General features: G+C 65.7%; 14 protein-coding genes. 4 read left to right on the top strand and 10 right to left on the bottom strand.

Features of this window, described 5'->3' with window-relative positions; all coding sequences use genetic code 11:
- Positions 1-26 precede the first annotated feature (26 nt).
- From HR9077_RS03375 to HR9077_RS03345, 7 genes are all read right to left on the bottom strand, one after another.
- Positions 27-2159 carry a TonB-dependent receptor gene (locus HR9077_RS03375; protein ID WP_244613009.1) on the bottom strand — a complete coding sequence of 711 codons (2133 nt, stop codon included), beginning with the start codon at positions 2157-2159 and terminating at the stop codon, positions 27-29.
- A gap of 203 nt (positions 2160-2362) precedes the next feature.
- On the bottom strand, positions 2363-3088 hold the full coding sequence (gene cysZ / locus HR9077_RS03370) for a sulfate transporter CysZ (protein WP_136065119.1): 726 nt from the start codon (positions 3086-3088) through the stop codon (positions 2363-2365).
- An 85-nt stretch (positions 3089-3173) separates the two neighbouring features.
- Positions 3174-3902, bottom strand: a complete 729-nt coding sequence (gene phoU / locus HR9077_RS03365) for a phosphate signaling complex protein PhoU (protein ID WP_136065117.1) — start codon at positions 3900-3902, stop codon at positions 3174-3176.
- 34 nt (positions 3903-3936) lie between these two features.
- Entirely contained in the window at positions 3937-4710 is a 774-nt protein-coding gene (gene pstB / locus HR9077_RS03360; protein WP_210725845.1) for a phosphate ABC transporter ATP-binding protein PstB, read from the bottom strand.
- A gap of 53 nt (positions 4711-4763) precedes the next feature.
- Positions 4764-6332: a phosphate ABC transporter permease PstA gene (pstA, locus tag HR9077_RS03355; RefSeq protein WP_136065113.1), complete on the bottom strand. Its 1569-nt coding sequence runs from the start codon at positions 6330-6332 to the stop codon at positions 4764-4766.
- Positions 6329-8506 (bottom strand): ABC transporter permease subunit, encoded by a 2178-nt coding sequence (locus HR9077_RS03350; protein WP_136065111.1) that lies wholly within the window; start codon positions 8504-8506, stop codon positions 6329-6331. Before HR9077_RS03350 ends, pstA begins: the two co-directional genes overlap by 4 nt.
- A gap of 68 nt (positions 8507-8574) precedes the next feature.
- A complete protein-coding gene (locus HR9077_RS03345; RefSeq protein ID WP_244613007.1) occupies positions 8575-9492 on the bottom strand; it encodes a PstS family phosphate ABC transporter substrate-binding protein in 918 nt (305 codons plus the stop codon).
- Between the two features lie 127 nt (positions 9493-9619).
- Here HR9077_RS03345 and HR9077_RS03340 point away from each other — a divergent pair, with 127 nt between their 5' ends.
- Positions 9620-10027 (top strand): acyl-CoA thioesterase, encoded by a 408-nt coding sequence (locus HR9077_RS03340; RefSeq protein WP_136065107.1) that lies wholly within the window; start codon positions 9620-9622, stop codon positions 10025-10027.
- 37 nt (positions 10028-10064) lie between these two features.
- On the opposite strand, the gene HR9077_RS03335 is transcribed toward HR9077_RS03340, so the two are convergent.
- The 3 genes from HR9077_RS03335 to HR9077_RS03325 all read right to left on the bottom strand — a co-directional run bounded on the left by HR9077_RS03335 (position 10065) and on the right by HR9077_RS03325 (position 14574).
- Positions 10065-11144, bottom strand: coding sequence for a TRAP transporter substrate-binding protein (locus HR9077_RS03335; protein ID WP_136065105.1), 1080 nt, complete (start codon positions 11142-11144; stop codon positions 10065-10067).
- 119 nt (positions 11145-11263) lie between these two features.
- The gene (gene uvrD / locus HR9077_RS03330) at positions 11264-13486 is read right to left on the bottom strand and encodes a DNA helicase II (RefSeq protein ID WP_136065103.1); all 2223 of its coding nucleotides are present in this window, start codon (positions 13484-13486) and stop codon (positions 11264-11266) included.
- 170 nt (positions 13487-13656) lie between these two features.
- On the bottom strand, positions 13657-14574 hold the full coding sequence (locus HR9077_RS03325; protein ID WP_136065101.1) for a LysR family transcriptional regulator: 918 nt from the start codon (positions 14572-14574) through the stop codon (positions 13657-13659).
- 98 nt (positions 14575-14672) lie between these two features.
- Between HR9077_RS03325 and HR9077_RS03320 the strand changes: the two genes are divergently transcribed.
- Genes HR9077_RS03320 through HR9077_RS03310 form a run of 3 tightly spaced genes read left to right on the top strand, consistent with a single transcriptional unit; the run spans position 14673 to position 17968 of the window.
- Positions 14673-15614, top strand: coding sequence for a DUF1177 domain-containing protein (locus HR9077_RS03320; protein WP_136065099.1), 942 nt, complete (start codon positions 14673-14675; stop codon positions 15612-15614).
- Complete coding sequence (locus HR9077_RS03315; protein ID WP_136065097.1) at positions 15611-16312, top strand: AroM family protein; 702 nt, start codon at positions 15611-15613, stop codon at positions 16310-16312. Before HR9077_RS03320 ends, HR9077_RS03315 begins: the two co-directional genes overlap by 4 nt.
- Positions 16313-16348: 36 nt before the next feature.
- Positions 16349-17968, top strand: coding sequence for an OPT/YSL family transporter (locus HR9077_RS03310; protein ID WP_136065095.1), 1620 nt, complete (start codon positions 16349-16351; stop codon positions 17966-17968).
- The last annotated feature ends 24 nt before the right edge of the window (positions 17969-17992 follow it).

Genomic DNA, 17992 nt, shown 5'->3' with positions numbered 1-17992 from the left:
TGCACAGCGACTTATCGGGGCCGGACTTAAAAGTCGACGCTGTAACCCACGCTCAGCGTCCGGCCGCGACCGGCGAAGTAGCGGTCATTCATGTAATCCGCATTGCCGCTGTCCAGGGCACTCTGGGAGTAGTAGGTGATGTAACGCTTGTCGAACAGGTTGGCCACGGCAAGGTCGAGACGCCCGACCGGCAGCCGATAGCCGACCGCTGCATCGACCAGGGTGTAGCCGTCGAAGTCCAGGTCCCAGCCGTTGGTGCTGTCGTCAAAATCCTTGTCGAAGGCATGGTTGACCTGCACGAAGGTCGACCATTTCGGCGTCCAGTCGGCCGACCAACTGGCGACCAGGCGATCCGGCGCCACATTCAAGCCGTTGAGCTTGGCGTCGAGAGTGCCGTTGTCGTTGCTGTCATAGCGGCCGCGCATATGCGAATAGGCCAGTCGCGAGCTGTGACGCTCGTTGAACCGATAGTCGAGTGAGGCTTCGACTCCCTCGATCTCGGTCTTCTCGCGCTGCATCTCGAAAACGCCGTTGCGGGTCGTCAGCCGCGAGCCGAAGTCGGACGAGGATATGTAGTAGCTCAGCTCACCGCTGAGACGCCCGTTGTCGTAACGGACACCGGTCTCGATGTTGTCGGTGACTATCGGGCGCAGGTTCTCGATGTCGTCGACCGAACTGCCCGGCGTGTCGATGCCGCGCAACACCCGGCCAACGTCGGGAATGCTGAACCCTTCCGAGTAGTTGGCGAACAGGCTCCAGTCGTCCACCGGACGCCAGATCACCCCAGCGTTGAACAGGGTGTCGTTGAAGCTCGGCGAGCCGCCTTCGACATCGACGCCGTTGTTGGCGGCCACGGTACGATAGCCGTCAATGTCGAGCTTGGCGTATTCGTAGCGAGCCCCGGCAGAGAAGGTCAAAGCCTCGATCGGGCTGAAATCGACCTGCATGAAGGGTGACAGGTCGGAGTACTCCACCGGCGGTACGTAGGTGCGGTCGGTAAGCCACAGGTACTGCTCGGTCTCGTCGCGCAGAACGTCGAAGCCCAGGGTCAGCTTGACCCGATCGTTCCACAGATCGTCCTTGGTCAGCGACGACTTGATGCCGTACTTGCGGGTATCCGCCATGGACTGGTCGTAGAGCGTGCCGACCGGGGCGATGGCGGGATCCTGGAAGCTGCCGGAGTCGGTGGCGCCGAACAGCGATTCGTAATCCTGATAGAAGCCGAGCACGTTCAGGTGCATGCCGGCGAGATCGTAGTCGTCCCAGGTCAGCCCGGTGGTCCACACCCGGTTGTAGGGCGCGTCCCCCGGCGGGTCGCCGCGCTCCGAGGTGGTGGCGATGTCCGCCTGGCGATCGCCGGTGACACTGACGTACTCGTCCTCGCCTTCTACACGATAGTGATTGACGCTGAACTGCAGGCGGCGGTCGTCGCCGAACCAGTAGGCAACCTTGCCGAACAGGTCGTAGGCCTCGGAATTCATCAGGTCGCCCTGAGTGTTGTCGACGCCGACCGGGCGATCGTCACCGTCGAGGTATAGCCCGCGGTCCTCGTAGCTCATCGAGAACACGTAGTCGACCGGCCCCCGGTTGCCACTAAATCCGTAGTTGGTGCGATAACTGTCGGTGTCGGAATCGAATTCCGAGGTCGGCGTGGTGACCCGGGCCTCGAAGTGCTGATTGAACGAGCCGGGTTCCGGCCGCCTGGTAACCAGATTGATCACACCACCGGCCGCCCCCAAGCCGTTGGTGGCATTCGCCCCCTTGATCACCTCGATGTGGTCGACCATCGAGAAGTCGATGGTATGCAGCTCGCGACCGGTGGGGCGCAGCGGATTGGACTGCGGAATGCCGTCGATCAGGACCAGCGGCGTGCGCCCCCGCAGAGTCTCGCCGCTGCCGGTCATCTTCTGGCGGGGCGGTGCATAACTCGGCATCAGATTGCTGAGTATCTCGGACGAGTCCGAGGTGATGCGTTGCTGCTGTTCCAGCTCTTCCCGGGTAATGACCCGTATCACCTGGGGCGTGTCCTGTTGCGTTTCGCCCGAACGGGTCGCCGTCACCACCAGGGGATCCATCGTCGCGTCATCCGCCGCCTGTGCCAGACCGTAACTCGTGAGAAGGCCTGAGCCGACCATGAGACGGATTAGTGTCTTTCGCATGATCCTTACCCTGTGTCGCATTTTTCGTGTTCTTCGTGGGTGTTGTCGAGAGAAAGACCCTATCAGCCAAGTTTCGAATATAAAAGCAAATGATAATGGTTTTTATTGAATTTCATCAGCGGCAAATGCTTTCTACGACGGCAGGCTGGGCACCAACGGAACGGGACAGGCAAGCACGGCGGCACGCAGGCGCCGCCGGCCCATCACCGCGGCACCGGCAGCTGGCTATAGTGCTGCCGCCACATCAGCACCGCGCCGGCCACCGCGCCGGGCAGCAGCACCAGGTTGACCAGCGGCAGCCAGGTCGCCGCCATCACCCAGCCGCCGAAGGTCAGCGTCGGCCACCAGCGTTGGCGTAGCCGGCGGCGCATGTCCTTGAAGCTGACCCGGTTGTTGTCCATGGGGTAGTCGAGGTAGGTGATCGCCATCATCCACGCCGAGAACGCCGCCCACAGAAACGGCATCGCCAGGTTGAGCCCGGGCACGAAGCCGATCAGGAACAGTAGCGCCATGCGCGGCAGGATATAGCCCAGCTTGACCAGTTCGCGGCCCAGCGCGTCGATGCCGCCACGCACCAGGCTGCGTTCATCGGCCGGCGGCCGGCCGCTGAGCCGGGTCTCGACCTTCTCGGCGAGGAAGCCGTAGAACGGTGCGGCGATCAGGTTGGAGACCAGCGTGAAGGTGAAGAACACCACCACCACCAGGCTGACCACCAGCAGCGGCCAGATCAGCCACTCGAGCCAGTCGAGCCAACCCGGCACCTTGAGCATCCAGTAATCGAGCCAGCCGCCGAAATTGTTCAGCAGATAGACGATGGTGCCGACGTAGAGCGCCAGGTTGGCGACGATCGGCAGAAACACGTAACGGCGCAGGCCCGGCGAGAGCACCAGCCGGGTGCCCTGCGCCAGGGCGCCAAAGGCGTTGAGCATGACAGCGATCCGTAGGCCGACGTACAAGAAGGCCGCCAGCGAGGCGGCGTGTTCGTCCGCCGGCCAGGGCGGCGGCGGGCGAGGCCTAACCTTTACTGCCCAGTTCCTGCTCGTCAAGGGTATCGACGTCGCTGTGGCGGATGTCGAGGCCCTTGACCAGATAGATGACGTACTCGGCGAGGTTGTCGGCGTGATCGCCGATGCGTTCCAGCGCGCGCAGGATCCACATCACGCTGAGGATCGAGGTGATCGAGCGCGGGTCCTCCATCATGAAGGTCACCAGCGAGCGCATCGCCGAGGTGTATTCGCTGTCCACCGCCTCGTCCTCGCGGACCACCTTGAGCGCCAGGTCGGTATCGAAGCGGGCGAAGGCGGTCAATGCGTCGCGGACCATGCCGCGCACGTGCTCGCTGATGTGGCGGACCTCGACGAAGCCCCGTGCCGAGCGCCCCGACTCGGCCAGTGACAGCGCGTTGCGGGCGATCTTGTTGGCCTCGTCGCCGATCCGCTCGAGATCCGAGGTGGCGCGTATCACCGCCAGCACCAGGCGCAGATCGGAGGCCGCCGGCTGGCGACGCGCCAGTACCCGGGTACACTCCTCGTCGATCTTGAGCTGCATGTCGTTGACCGCGGTGTCGTTGTCGCGCACCTGCTCGGCCAGCCGGCTGTCGCCCTCGAGCAGCGCCGAGATGGCGTCCTGGACCTGCTTCTCGACCAGCCCGCCCATCGCCATCAGATGGGTCTTGAGCGCCTCGAGTTCCTGGTTGAACTGGTTGGAGATATGCTGACTGTGGGTATCGCTGGTGATGTCCATGTTTCCTCCGGGGCCGCGAGGGTTTCGAAAAAGCTCAACTCATGCGGCCGGTGATGTAGTTTTCGGTGCGCGCCAGGCGCGGATTGGTGAACAGCCGGTCGGTGGCGGCGTACTCGACGAGCTCGCCGGCCTGCAGGAAGGCGGTGTAGTCCGAGACCCGCGCCGCCTGCTGCATGTTGTGGGTGACCAGCACCAGCGTCAGCCGCGACTTGAGGCCACGGATCAGCTCCTCGACCTTGAGCGTCGAGATCGGATCGAGCGCCGAGGCCGGTTCGTCGAGCAGCAGCACTTCCGGCTGCACCGCCAGCGTGCGGGCGATCACCAGGCGCTGCTGCTGGCCACCCGACAGCGCCCACGCCGAGCCGTGCAGACGATCCTTGACCTCGTCCCACAGGGCCGCCGACACCAGCGCCGATTCCACCGCCTCGTCGAGTACGCGCTTGCGCTTGACGCCCTGCAGGCGCAGGCCGAACGCCACATTGTCGTAGACCGACATCGGGAACGGGTTGGGCGCCTGGAAGACCATCCCCACCCGGCGGCGCAACTCGGCGACATCGACATCGTCGGCATGAATATCCGCGCCCTCCAGGTGGATACGGCCCTGACGGCCGACCTCGTCGTTGAGATCGTGCAGCCGGTTGAGGGCGCGCAGCAGGGTCGACTTGCCGCAGCCCGACGGACCGATGAAGGCGGTCACCCGCTGGCGCGGGATGCGCAACGTCAAGCCGCGCAGCGCCGGCTTGCCGGCGTAGTCCAGCGACAGACCGTCGATGGCGAAACAGCTCGCCTGGTCGGCAAAATCGGCGATCGCCGTGGACACGGACGACGGGCTCGAAAGGGTGGACAACTAGATCAAACCTCCTAACGATGCAGAGCACGGTGACGTGCCCGCAGATGATGCCGCAAGAATATTGCAGTCAGGTTAAGCACCACGATCACCGCCACCAGCAGCAGCGCGGTGGCGTAGACCAGCGGCAACGCACTTTCGACATCGTCGCCCTGAAAGCCGAGGCTGTAGATATGGTAGCCGAGGTGCATGAACTTGCCGTCGAGATGCAGAAAAGGGAACTGCCCGTCCAGCGCCAGCTGTGGCGCCAGCTTGACCACCCCGACCAGCATCAATGGCGCCACCTCGCCGGCGGCCCGCGCCACCGCCAGGATCACCCCGGTGAGCATCGCCGGCAACGTCATCGGCAGCACCACCCGGCGCAGGGTCTCGTAGCGCGTCGCGCCGAGCGCCAGCGCCCCCTCGCGCTGATGATCGGGAATCCGCGCCAGGCCCTCCTCGGTGGCGACGATCACCACCGGCAGGGTCAGCAGCGCCAGGGTCAGCGACGCCCACAGCAGGCCACCGGTGCCGAAGGTCGGTGACGGCAGCCGCTCGCTGAACAGCCACTGGTCGAGTTGACCGCCGATGCCGTAGACGAACACCCCCAGCCCGAACACGCCATAGACGATCGACGGCACCCCGGCGAGATTGCGCACGGCGATACGCACCAGCCGGGTCAGCCGGCCCTGATAGGCAATCTCGTGCAGGTAGACCGCGGCCAGCACGCCGAACGGCGTGACCACCAGCGACATCAGCATCACCATCAGCACCGTACCGAAGATCGCCGGCCACACGCCGCCGCCGGTATTGGCGGCCCGTGGCCCCTCGCTGAGAAACGCCCATACCCGCTGCCCCCAGGCTCCGAGCTTGGCGAGCGGGTCCATGGCATTGGGTCGCCAGGCGTCGAGCACCTCCTCGAGGGGCAGCGTCAGACGCCGGCCATCGGCGCTTTCGAGCGTCAGCGACTCGCCGTCCAACGCCTGCTGCAGTTCGACGAGGCGCTGACGCGCCTTCGCGAAGGCCGCCAGTGTCGCCGGCGAGGGGTTATCGGTAGCGGCGATCTCGTCGGCCAGCGGCTCGAGGGTCGACGCGCGCAGCGCCGACAGTCGTTCACGCAGCGCTCGAGTCCTGGCCAGGCGATCCTGCAGGGCCTGCCAGCGCGCCGCCGACGATGGCGACATTCCGGCATCGGCTATCGACGGTTCCACCGCCCGCAGGTAGCCGATGAACGGCCCCCAGCGCCGGCGCTCCAGGCGGACGAGCTCTTCCGGCGTGTCGCGGTCGACGATGCGCCCGGCATCGACCCAGCGCCATGCCCGGCCATCGAGGTCGCGGTTGGCGGTGGCATAGAGCCACTCGTGGCGGCCGTCCCGGGTCTCTATCCGGCGGATCAACTGGCCCGCGATGACCTCGCCGTCGCTGAGCGTCACGCGCTCCAGTGCCGCGGGCCAGAAATGCCCCAGGCCCCGGCTGGCCAGCAGCACCAGCAGCGCCGTGACCATCAGCAGCGACAGCGCCACGCCACCGGCGGCCAGCCAGGGCCAGCCGCCCTCGCCACGCCGCCCTGTGCGCGCCACCCTGGAAGTTCCGGGGGCATTCATCGTGAGCCTCCGAGGCGCCGATAGCGACGCTGCAGACGTTGCCGAACCACCTCGGCCAGCGTGTTGACGGCGAAGGTGAAGGCAAACAGCACCAGCGCGCTCAACAGCAGGACCCGGTAGTGGGTGCCGCCGAACGCGGCCTCGGGCAATTCGATGGCGATGTTGGCGGCGATCGAACGCAGCCCCTCGAAGGGACTGACGGACATCAGTGCGGTATTGCCGGTGGCCATCAGCACGATCATCGTCTCGCCCACCGCGCGCCCGGCGCCAATCATCACCGCCGAGAGCAGGCCCGGGCTGGCGGCCGGCAGCCACACCCGCCACAGCGCCTGCCAGCGGGTCGCGCCCAGCGCCCGGGCGCCCTCGTCGAGTGCGCGGGGTACGCCGGAGAGCGCATCCTCGGCCAGCGCATAAATGGTCGGGATCACCGCAAAGCCCATCGCCACGCCGACGATCATGGCGTTGCGGGTGACGTAGGTCAGTCCCAGTTCGCTGGCCAGCCAGCCCTGAAGGTCGCCGCCGAACAGCGTCGCCTCGAGCCATGGCGACAACGTCAGCGACGCCGCGCACAGCAGCGCCAGCCAGGGCACCAGCCAGAGCCCGGCCCAGCCCAGCGGCAGCCGGTGCTGCAGCCGGGCAGGCAGGCGAGCCCACAGTGCCCCGACCAGCAGCAACCCCAGCGGAACCACCAGCGCCAGCGCCAGCGTGCCGGCCAGGTGACGGTCGACGTAGGGGGCGATCACCAGCCCAGCAACGAAACCGATCACCACCCCGGGCAGCGCTTCCATCAGCTCGAGCGCCGGGCGCACGCGGTTGCGCAGCCTCGCCGGCATGTACACCGCGGTGTGGACCGCCGCGGCGAGTGCCAGCGGCACCGCGAACAGCAACGCCCAGCCGGCGGCCTTGAGCGTTCCCCAGGCCAGCGGCGTGAGATTGAAGCGCGACTCGCCGCCAGCTCCGCCGACCTCGGCCTGCCAGCGCTGCACGGGCTGGGTATGCCCCTCGTAGAGCTGCGCCTGCCAGAGGGTGCGCCAGGTCACCGCGGCATGTTCGGCGCGGACGGTGCGCACCTGAAGCCCCTTTTCATCCAGCCACCAGAGTCGTTCCTCGCCGGCGACGCCCCACGCCAGCGGTTCGCCCGACGGCGCCCGACCCTGCCAGCGGCGCCCGCTCAGGGCCTGGTAGAGCCCCAGTCCACCGTGCGCATCGAGCGCCAGCGCCGCATGCTTTCCGGGCAGCGGCAGCAGGCGAGATATCGCTTCGCCGAGGGGTGCCGGGTCGCTCGGCGCGGCGATCAGCGGCGCCCGGCCATCGTGACGATCCAGCCAGCGCCGCAACTGGCCGCGGTTGTCGCCGACCAGCAGCGTCTCGCCCCCGGCGAGATAGCTCAACGCGGTGATTCGCCGATCCGGCCCATCGAGTGCCCTGATGTCCCCCAGCGCCTGCGCCCGGTCGCCGTCCAGCGTCCAGACGGCGAGCCGTGGGCCGCTGGCCAGTACCAACCGGCCATCGCCATCCAGCGCGAGATGCTCGGCTTCCTGGGGAACCGTGAAACGGCGCACGGCAGCCTCCCGGGAAGCGTCATCCTGGCCACCGCCGCGCAGCACGGCAACCCGGCCCTCCTCGCTGCGCCCCGCCAGCCACCAGCGTCGAGAATCGCCGGCCAGGGCCAGCTCGGCGGGCCGGGTTTCGGCGAACAGCGCGTAGCGCCTTGCGCGCGCCCCCTCGGGGCCGCCATCGGTGCCACGCGGGATGCGAATCACGTCGCCACCGGCAAGTGCCAGCACCAGCGCCGCGTCATTCGCGACGACCCCGGTAACCCGCTGCCCGGCGAGCAGCGCGCTCGGCAATCGATCCCAATCGCCCGGCGGCGCCCCGTCGAGCGAACGGGTGCGGTAGCGTCCATCGGGGGTGAGGGTGAGCAGCGTGTCGGCATCCAGCGTCACGCCACCGACGATCGTCTCGCTGGCGGCCATCGCCGGCCCAGCGGCCGGACCGGGCGAATCGATGCGCGCCGGCGCGAACAGCGGCAACACCTCGACGACCAGGAATACGCCGATCGCCAGGACCGCGGCGATCACCCCGGTCCCCGCCGCGCGGATCACCAGGCTGGCCAGGCGATCGCGCAGCTGGCGACGGCGGCGGCGGGAGGCGGAAGGGGCGATATCGAGCATGCAGCAGGGCGGGCCCATCGGGGGTAGAACGATAAACTACGACAGTAGCATGTCAGTTTGATGACGACTCACTCGGCCGACGCGAAATCGAGTCCCAGGCGCTGTCGCCAATGCTGGCGGGTGGCTTCGGGTAGCGGGATGAAGCCCGCCTCGGCGACCCGCGACTGGCCGGCCGGCGACAGCACCAGCGCGAGGAAGGCCCGTTCCAGGGGCGGCAACGGCTCGTCGGGGCGACGGTTGAGATACAGATACAGCCGCCGGGTCAGCGGATAGGCGCCGCTGGCCGCCGTTTCCGGCGTGGGCCGGACATGCCGGCCCTGTGCATCGATCAGTGCCAGCGGCTTGACCGCCGCGGTGAGATAGCCCATGCCGGCGTAACCGATCCCGCCCAGGCTGTCGCCCACCGCGGCGACCACCGCCGCCGAGCCCGGGTATTGATTGACCGACGGCTGGAAAGTGCCATGACACAGCACCTCGCGCTGAAAGACATCGAAGGTGCCCGACACGCTATTGCGGCTATGGCGGGTGATCGGCCGTTCCCGCCAGGGCCCGTCGAGCCCGAGCTGGCCCCAGCGGGTGAGCGCCGGCCGGCCGCTGCAGCGCCGGGTATCGGAGAAGATCGCGTCGAGCTGGTCGCGGCTCAGTGCCTCGACGGGGTTGTCGCGGTTCACGAACACCGTCAGCGCGTCGAGCGCCACCGGCACGGCGGTCGGCGGGTAGCCCTGCTCGGCAACGAAGGCGGCAAGCTCGGCATCGCTCATGGCCCGCGACATCGCGCCCAGCCGGGTGGCGCCCTGGGCCAGCGCCGGCGGCGCGGTGGCCGAACCGCTCGCCTGCAGTTGCAGTCGCACGCCGGGGTGGCGCGTCGCGAACTGCTCGCCCCAGCGCAGCATCAGCCCGGCCAGCGTGTCCGAGCCGATCGCGTCGAGCGTGCCGACGACCGGCTGTTGCGCCGCCACCGCCGGCGTTGCGCCAAGTGCCGCCACGAGCGCCAGCCCGGCCAGCGTCGGCGCCCCGACACCCCGCCGACGAGAGAGTGGTCGAGCGGGCCGCCCGCCGTTTAAGATGGCACTCAGCAAGCGGATAACAACAAGCGCTGAATTGGGAGCAAGCATGACCGACCTCGATGACGTACCGGCCCCGCAGGGCGATCTGACCCTGAAGGTCCTGGCGACCCGCCAGGACACCAATTTCTATGGCGATATCAGCGGTGGCTGGTTGATCAACCAGATGGACCAGGCCGCCGAGCTGTGCGCCGGCCGTAAGGCCCATGGGCGTATCGCCACGGTGGCGGTCGAGTCGATGGACTTCCTGTGCCCGGTACGCATCGGCTCGGTGGTCAATATCTTCACCGCCGTGCGCGACATCGGCCACAGCTCGATCACCATCGATGCCGAGGTCTGGATTCGCCCGCCCCACGAGCGCAACCCCGACGAGCTCTACAAGGTCACCGAGGCGCGTTTCGTGATGGTCGCCCTGGACGACAACGGGCGCATCCGCGCGGTGCCGGCCGAGACCTGACCCCGGCCGGCAGCATCGACGCGCCTGAAGGCGGCGCTTACCCGCGCACCATCGAGCGGTTCTTCAGATAGGCGAACTCGCCGGCGTCGGTGTACGGCCGGATGCGCTGCTGGAAGGCGCGATACGACTCGTAGATCCTGGCCGAGGCGGGATCGCTGGCCGCCTGCTCCTCGAGTACCTTCTGCGAGGCCTCGTACAGGGCCTTGAGCACATCGTCGGGCAGCGAGCGCAGCTTGACGCCATGCTCGTCGACCAGCGTCTTGAGCGCCTCGGCGTTGTGCAGGGTGAATTCGTCGATCATCGCCAGGTTGGCGCTGCGCGCCGCTTCGGCGACCACCACCTTGAGGTCGTCGGGCAACGCCTTCCAGGCATCCAGGTTGACGGTGCCCTCGAGGATCGCGCTGGGCTCGTTCCAGGCCGAGGTGTAGTAGTACTCGGCAACCTGATGCAGGCCGAAGGCCAGGTCGTTGTAGGGCCCCACCCAGTCGGCGGCGTCGAGCACGCCGGTCTGCATCGAGGTGAAGATCTCCGAGCCCGGAATGGTCAGCGCGGTGGCGCCGATGCGGTTCATTACCTCGCCGGCGAGCCCGGGCAGGCGGATCTTGAGCCCCTGCATGTCCTCCAGCGAGTCGATCTCCTGCTTGAACCAGCCGGCCATCTGGGTGCCGGTGTTGCCCACCGCGAACGGCTTGAGGTTGGACTCGGCGTAGAGCTCGTCCCACAGCTGCATGCCATCGCCCTGGTAGAGCCAGGCATTGGTTTCCATGGTGTTCATGCCGAACGGCACGGCGGTGAAGTACTGCGCCGCCTTGACCTTGCCGAGCCAGTAATAGGAAGCGGAGTGGCCCATCTGCGCGGTGCCCGACGATACCGCGTCGAACACTTCCATGGCGGGGACCATCTCGCCGGCGCCGTAGACCTCGACCTGCATGCGCCCACCGGAGAGCTCGCCGATGCGTTTGGCGAAATCGTTGGCGCCGGTGCCCAGCGCCGGAAAGTTCTTGGGCCAGGAGGTGACCATCTTCCAGCGCACGGTGTCCTGCGCGCGGGCGGTGGAAACGAAGGGCGCGGCGACCGCACCGGCGCCGAGCGCGGTAAGAAACTTGCGACGTTGCATAACGGGCGTGACTCCAGATGATTGTTCTATTGGCCCTCGAGGGGCGCAAAGGTCAGTGTCGGAGTATGCGCGAAGGACGTTTTCATGAGCAAGCGAAGGGGCTGCGCCTCATCGGGAAGTCACAGCGGCGTCAGCTTGGCGAAACCCAGCACCAGCCACTTGTCGCCCTCGCCCTCGAAGCTGACGTGGACCCGGGCGCGCTCCCCTTCGCCTTCGGCATTGAGAATCACCCCCTCGCCGAACAGCGGGTGGCTGACCCGTTGCCCCAGCGACAGCGCGGGCAGGTCGTCGCCGGCCGAGACCGTGGTCTGCTGCGACAGGCTGCGCCCCGCGCGCGTCGCGGTGACCGGACGCGAGATCTGGCCGCGCAGGCGCACCTCCTCGAGCAGTTCCTCGGGCAGCTCGCGGATGAACCGCGAGGGCCGCTGGAAGGTCTCCTTGCCGTGCAGCCGGCGCATCTCGGCATGCGTCAGGTAGAGCTTGTGCATGGCGCGAGTCACGCCGACGTAGCACAGCCGGCGCTCCTCCTCGAGACGGCCCGGCTCCTCCATCGACATCTTGTGGGGGAACAGCCCCTCCTCGACGCCGGCGACGAACACGATCGGAAACTCCAGGCCCTTGGCCGAGTGCAGCGTCATCAACTGCACGCAGTCCTCGAACTCGTCGGCCTCGTGATCGCCGGCGTTGAGCGCCGCCTCGGCAAGAAACGGCACGAGCGCCGCGCTGCCCTCGCCGACCTCCTCGAGGTTCATGGCGTCGCCCTGGGTGAAGGCCCGCGCGGCGTTGACCAGTTCCTCGAGGTTCTCGACCCGGGCCTGTCCCTTCTCGCCCTTCTCGCTGCGGTGATGCTCGACCAGGCCGGTGATCGCGTTGACGTGGGTGATGATCTCGTGGAGCGCCATGCCGGCGGTCTCGTTGTCGAGACGCTCGATCAGGTTGGAGAAGTTCGATAGCGCATTGCCGGCGCGGCCCCTGCAGGTGCCGTCGCTGACGCTGTCATGCAGCGCCTGCCACAGCGAGACGCCGTGATCGCGGGCTCGCTCGCGAAGGATTTCCACCGTACGGGTACCGATGCCGCGCGCCGGCACGTTGATCACCCGCTCCAGCGAGGCATCGTCCTCGCGGTTGAGCAACAGCCGCAGGTAGGCCAGCGCGTTCTTGATCTCAAGACGCTCGTAGAACCGCTGGCCGCCGTAGATGCGATACGGCATGCCCTGGCGGATCAGCGTCTCCTCGAGCACCCGCGACTGGGCGTTGGAGCGATACAGGATCGCCACTTCGCGGCGATTGAAGCCTTCGTCGACCTTGGCCTTGATGGTATCGACGATGAAGCGCGCCTCGTCCAGATCGTTGAAACCGGCATACACCGAGATCGGTTCGCCCTTGGCGCCGGCGGTCCACAGCTCCTTGCCCATGCGCCCGGCGTTGTGGCTGATCAGCGCGTTGGCGGCATCGAGGATCGCGCTGGTCGAGCGGTAGTTCTGCTCCAACCGCACGGTGCGGGTGTTGGCAAACTCCTGCTCGAAGCGGCGGATGTTCTCGACCCGCGCGCCGCGCCAACCGTAGATCGACTGGTCGTCGTCACCGACCACGGTGAGCCCGGCGCTGTCGCCGGCCAGCAGCTTGAGCCAGGCGTACTGCAGGGTGTTGGTGTCCTGGAACTCGTCGACCAGCAGGTGGGCGAAGCGCTCGCGGTAGTGGGCCAGCAGCCGCGGGTTGTCGCGCAGCAGTTCCAGGCTCCTGAGCAGCAGCTCGCCGAAGTCGACCAGTCCGCCGCGCTCGCAGGTCAACTGATAGCGTTCGTAGAGCTCGACCATCTGGCCCATGTAGACGTCGCCGTGGGTCTGAACCTGGTGCGCGCGCAGCCCCTCCTCCTTGCAGCCCGAGATGAAGTGCTGCACCTGGCGCGGCGGATAGCGTTCGTCGTCGACGTTGTGATCCTTGAGCAGGCGCTTGATCAGCCGCAACTGATCGTCGCTGTCGATGATCTGGAAGTGCTGGGGCAGCCGCGCGTCCTGCCAGTGGGTGCGCAACAGACGATGGGCGATGGAGTGGAAGGTGCCGACCCAGATGTTGCGCAGCGACAGGCCCAGCAGCGCCTCGAGCCGGGTGCGCATCTCGCGCGCCGCCTTGTTGGTGAAGGTCACGGCAAGAATCGCATAGGGCGAGAGCTGCTCGACCTGCATCAGCCAGGCGATGCGGTGAACCAGCACCCGGGTCTTGCCCGAGCCGGCGCCGGCCAGCACCAGCATGTTGCCCATCGGTGCACTGACGGCCTCGCGCTGGGCCGGATTGAGAGCGTCGAGAAGCGGCGAAACGTCGCCCGGCGAAACGTCATCCATGGGGAGTAATCGAAGGTGTCGAAATGGACGCCCAGCTTAGCATACCGACAATGACGCGACGCCCTTACAGGGTGTCGCTCATGATGCTTCCGGTCGTGACGGTGCACTCCCTCGCAGGCCGGCATGAAGCAGGACGCTCTGGCCAATGATTCGAAAGCCAATCATCACGCTCATTCGGGGCTCGGCAGCAGGGAACGATTGGCCTCGACCACTTCCCGAAGCACTTCGATGAAACGCTCCGCTGCGGGCGATAGTTCGCGCCGGCGCGAGGTAAGAACACCGATGTCGCGATAGAGTCGTTCACGAATGGGGATGAGGCAAACATCGTCACGTCGGAACATCATCTTCAGGGATGACGGCAAGGCACTGACGCCGATGTCATTGGCAACCATACCAAGAATGGTCGACTGGTAGGCGGCAACCTGCACCGGCTCCATCGGCTTGCCGGCGATGGCGAACCCCTTCTCGGTCAACCGGCGCATGCTAGTACGGGTTTTCATGGCAATGAATGGCCATTCCACGATCTGCTGCCAACTGACCTCGGCCGCATCGGCCAAGGGATGGCGTGGCGAGCAGACGAAGTAGAGATAGTCCTTGTAGATGGGATGGAACTCCACCTCGTCGACATGGGTCGGCGCCACGCTCACGCCGAAATCGACATCGCCCGCGATCACCTGCTGATAGATCGGTTCGTCACTTTCCTCCAGATACTCCAACCCGATATCCGGAAAGCGGGACTGAAATACCGCCATCGCTGCCGGGATCAAGCTGCCGCCGACCGTCAGCAATGCGGCAAAGCTGAGTCGCCCGCGCTGACCACTCGCAAGCGCCCGCATGTCCTGCATTCCGCGCTCCAGGCGTGCCAGTACACGTTCGGCCACCGGCAAGAAATCCTGCCCGGCGGCAGATAGCCTTACGCGACGCGTCGTTCGCTCGAACAATCTGACACCCAGGACGTCCTCTAACTGGCGCACGAGATGACTGAGCGACGGCTGAGAAAGATGAAGTCTTTCAGCAGCTTCGGTGAAACTGCCGAGATCGGCGACCGCGATCAACGCTTCGAGTTGACGGGCTGTAACGTTATTCATCGGGATTTCCAATTAATTCATTTTTCATTCGAATTTATCCGATTAATCCCGCCACGTATTCTGCCTTTTATTCCACGCTCACCTTCAAGGCACTACGTATGCTGAAGCAAGTCATCGATCTTCATGAAATTCTCGACAGCCCCAGCGCCTCGGGAGCTCGCGTCAAGGAGTATTTGATCAGTTGCGGCGCAACGCCCGAAACGGTTCAGGTCACCCGCGTCAGATCCGAAAAAGGTGCAAGCGATTTCCTGCATGTGCTGATCGCCGGTCGCGAAGGCAAGCAGGCAGGTGGCAACGCACCGACGCTGGGCGTAATTGGCCGCCTTGGCGGCATTGGCGCGCGGCCAGAGATCGCTGGCTACGTCTCCGATGGCGACGGCGCCCTGGCCGCCACGGCGGCAGCGGCCAAGCTGATCGGCATGGCCGCGAACGGCGATCGGCTGCCGGGCGACGTGATCGTGACCACGCACATCTGCCCCGATGCACCGACCCGCGAGCATCATCCGGTGCCATTCATGGATTCACCGATCAGCTTCGAGGACACCTGGGAGCACGAGATCGATGCCGCCATGGATGCTGTCGTCTCCATCGATACCACCAAGGGCAACCGCATCATCAACGTGCGCGGCGTGGCGATGTCCCCCACCGTCAAGCAGGGGTATATCCTGCGCATCAGCGAAGATCTGATGGACGTGATGTCCCGCGTCACCGGCCGACTGCCGGAAGTGTTCGCGCTGACCCAACAGGACATCACGCCTTACGGTAACGGTCTCCACCATCTCAACAGCATTCTGCAGCCGGCCGTGGCCACCTCGGCGCCGGTGGTCGGCGTGGCACTGGCCACCGAGACCGCCGTGGCGGGTTGCGCCACCGGCGCCAGCCATGAAGTGGATATCGAACAGGCGGCGCGCTTCGCCGTCGAGGTCGCCAAGGACTTCACCGCCGGCATCTGCCAATTCTTCGATGCCGAAGAGTTCGCACGTCTGACCGAACTCTATGGCGAACAGACTCACTTCCAGCATGGCGGGGCACGGGGATGAGCGAGTCGCCGACCGCCTCTTCACGACTCGGCATCGTCACCATCGGCCAGGCGCCACGCAGCGACCTGCATGACGATCTCGCCACGCTGCTCGACGAGAACATCGAGGTCGTCGAGCGTGGCGCGCTCGACTCGCTGACGCTGGAGGAGATCGAACGGCGCTATCCGGTAGGCGACCAGCCGCAGGTGCTGGTCTCGCGAATGCGCGACGGCCGTCAGGTCACCATCGCCGAGCCGGATCTGGAACCGCTGCTGGACACGGCCATCCGCACCATGGCGGACGACGATGGCGTCGATGCCATCGTCGTGCTGTGCACCGGTGATCTCCCCGATTACAACGACCTGGGCGTACCGGTGCTGTCGCCGAGGCGCCTGGTTCGGCATGGCATCCAAGCGCTCTTCCCTGCGGGACGGCTGCTGGTCATGAGCCCTGAAAGTCGCCAGAAGGCTCACGCGCGAATGCGCTGGCAAGCGGCAGGATTTCACGTCGAAACACTCAGCGCTTCTCCCTATGGCGATACCGCCGAACTGGAGCACGCGGCACGCCAAGCGGCGAGCCTCGAATGCGATCTGCTCTATCTCGACTGCATGGGCTACACGCTGTCCCAGCGGCAGCGTATCGCCAGGCTCTCCGGTCAGCGCACGGTCACGCCACGGCAACTGGTCTTTAGCGCGGCTAATCTACTGCTGGGTCACTGATACCGCAACAAACACAACAACATGGGCTACAACGATATGAACGATACTTCTCCACCCGCCTCCGCCGACACCAGTGCGTCTCGCCGTCATCCTCGATTCTTCGCCCCCGGTCAGATGGTGGTCAATGTCATCGTCTGCGTGCTGGGGGCGATTATCGGTATGGAGTTGATCACCCGGGTCGGTATCACGCCTAACACTTCGATCATCGGTGCGTTGATCGCGATTCTGCTTTCCTACATCCCGCTGCGGCTATTTCGTCGCTATCGTTCGCTGGAGAGCCAGACGCTGGTCCAGACGACGATCTCCGGGGCGACCTTCTCCGCCGCCAATGGCCTGCTGTTGCCGCTCGCGATCCCATTCTTGATGGGCGAATCGGACATGTTGATTCCAATGCTGATCGGCGCCGCATTGGCAGTGATCACCGACGCCTCGATTCTCTACTTTTCCTTCGATAGCAAGATCTTCTCGGCCCGCGCCGCCTGGCCGCCAGGCTTGGCCACGGCGGAAGCGCTCAAGGCCGCCGCCGACAAGGGGCGTAACGCGCTGCTGCTATTGGTCGGCATGGTCGGCGGCGTGGTCGGCAAGGCGTTCGGCATCCCGGCGGAAATGTTCGGCATCGCCTGGATAGCTAACATCTTCGCCATGTGCGCCCTCGGCTTGGGCTTGATTCTGCGCGGCTACTCCGAGCAGTTGTTCGGTTTCGATATCAGTACTGCCTACATTCCTCACGGCATCATGATCGGTGCCGGCCTGATCGCACTGGTCCAGATTCTGCTGCTGATGCGTCACGATCGCCGCCAGAGTAAAGCCAAGGGCGAGTCGACCCAGCGTCCGACCCGTTCGGCACTGCAGATGCGTACCGCCATGCTGAGCGGCTTCGGTGCCTATCTGATCATCGCCCTGATCCTGGCGCTCGGCACCGGTATCTATACTGGCATGTCGTTCGGCATGTTGATCGGTTGGCTGGTATTCGCTGCACTGGCGGCCATGGCCTCCGAACTCATCGTCGGTATCGCCGCCATGCACTCGGGCTGGTTCCCGTCCTTCGCCACTGCACTGATCTTCCTGGTCATCGGCATGCTGATCGGCTTTCCGACAACGGCGCTGGGCATTCTGGTCGCCTTCACCGTGGCGACCGGGCCGGCGTTCGCCGACATGGCCTATGACCTCAAGGCCGGCTGGACCATCCGTGGCGAAGGCAGCGACCCGGGATACGAGATGGATGGCCGACGTCAACAGTATTTCGCCGAGCTATTCAGCTTCGGCGTGGCGATCGTGATCGTCGCGTTCGCCTTCCATGCCTACTTTGCCGCCGATCTGGTACCACCGGTGGCGCGCGTCTATGTCGCTACCATCGACGCTGGCGCCAGCCTGGAAGTCGCCAAGCAACTGCTGATCTGGGGTAGCGTCGGTGCCATCATTCAGGCTCTCGGTGGCGTTTCGCGTCAGATCGGCGTGCTACTGGCCACCGGCCTGCTGATCACTTCACCCATCGCCGGTATCGTGATCTATCTCGCCCTGCTGGTGCGCTGGATCGTGCTCAAGCGCTTCGGCGATACTGGAGGCCACAAGCTATACGTGCTCGGTGCCGGCTTCATTACTGGCTCGGCCCTCTACAGTTTCTTCTCCTCGACCCTGAAGCTGGGCTCGAAATAAATCCGATTCGAGGACACCAGATGG

It is taken from the genome of Modicisalibacter radicis (assembly GCF_900961225.1).
In the GTDB taxonomy this organism is placed as follows: domain Bacteria; phylum Pseudomonadota; class Gammaproteobacteria; order Pseudomonadales; family Halomonadaceae; genus Modicisalibacter.
The sequence above is the reverse complement of the archived record's forward strand: the minus strand, read 5'-3'. Positions and strand labels throughout refer to the sequence as shown.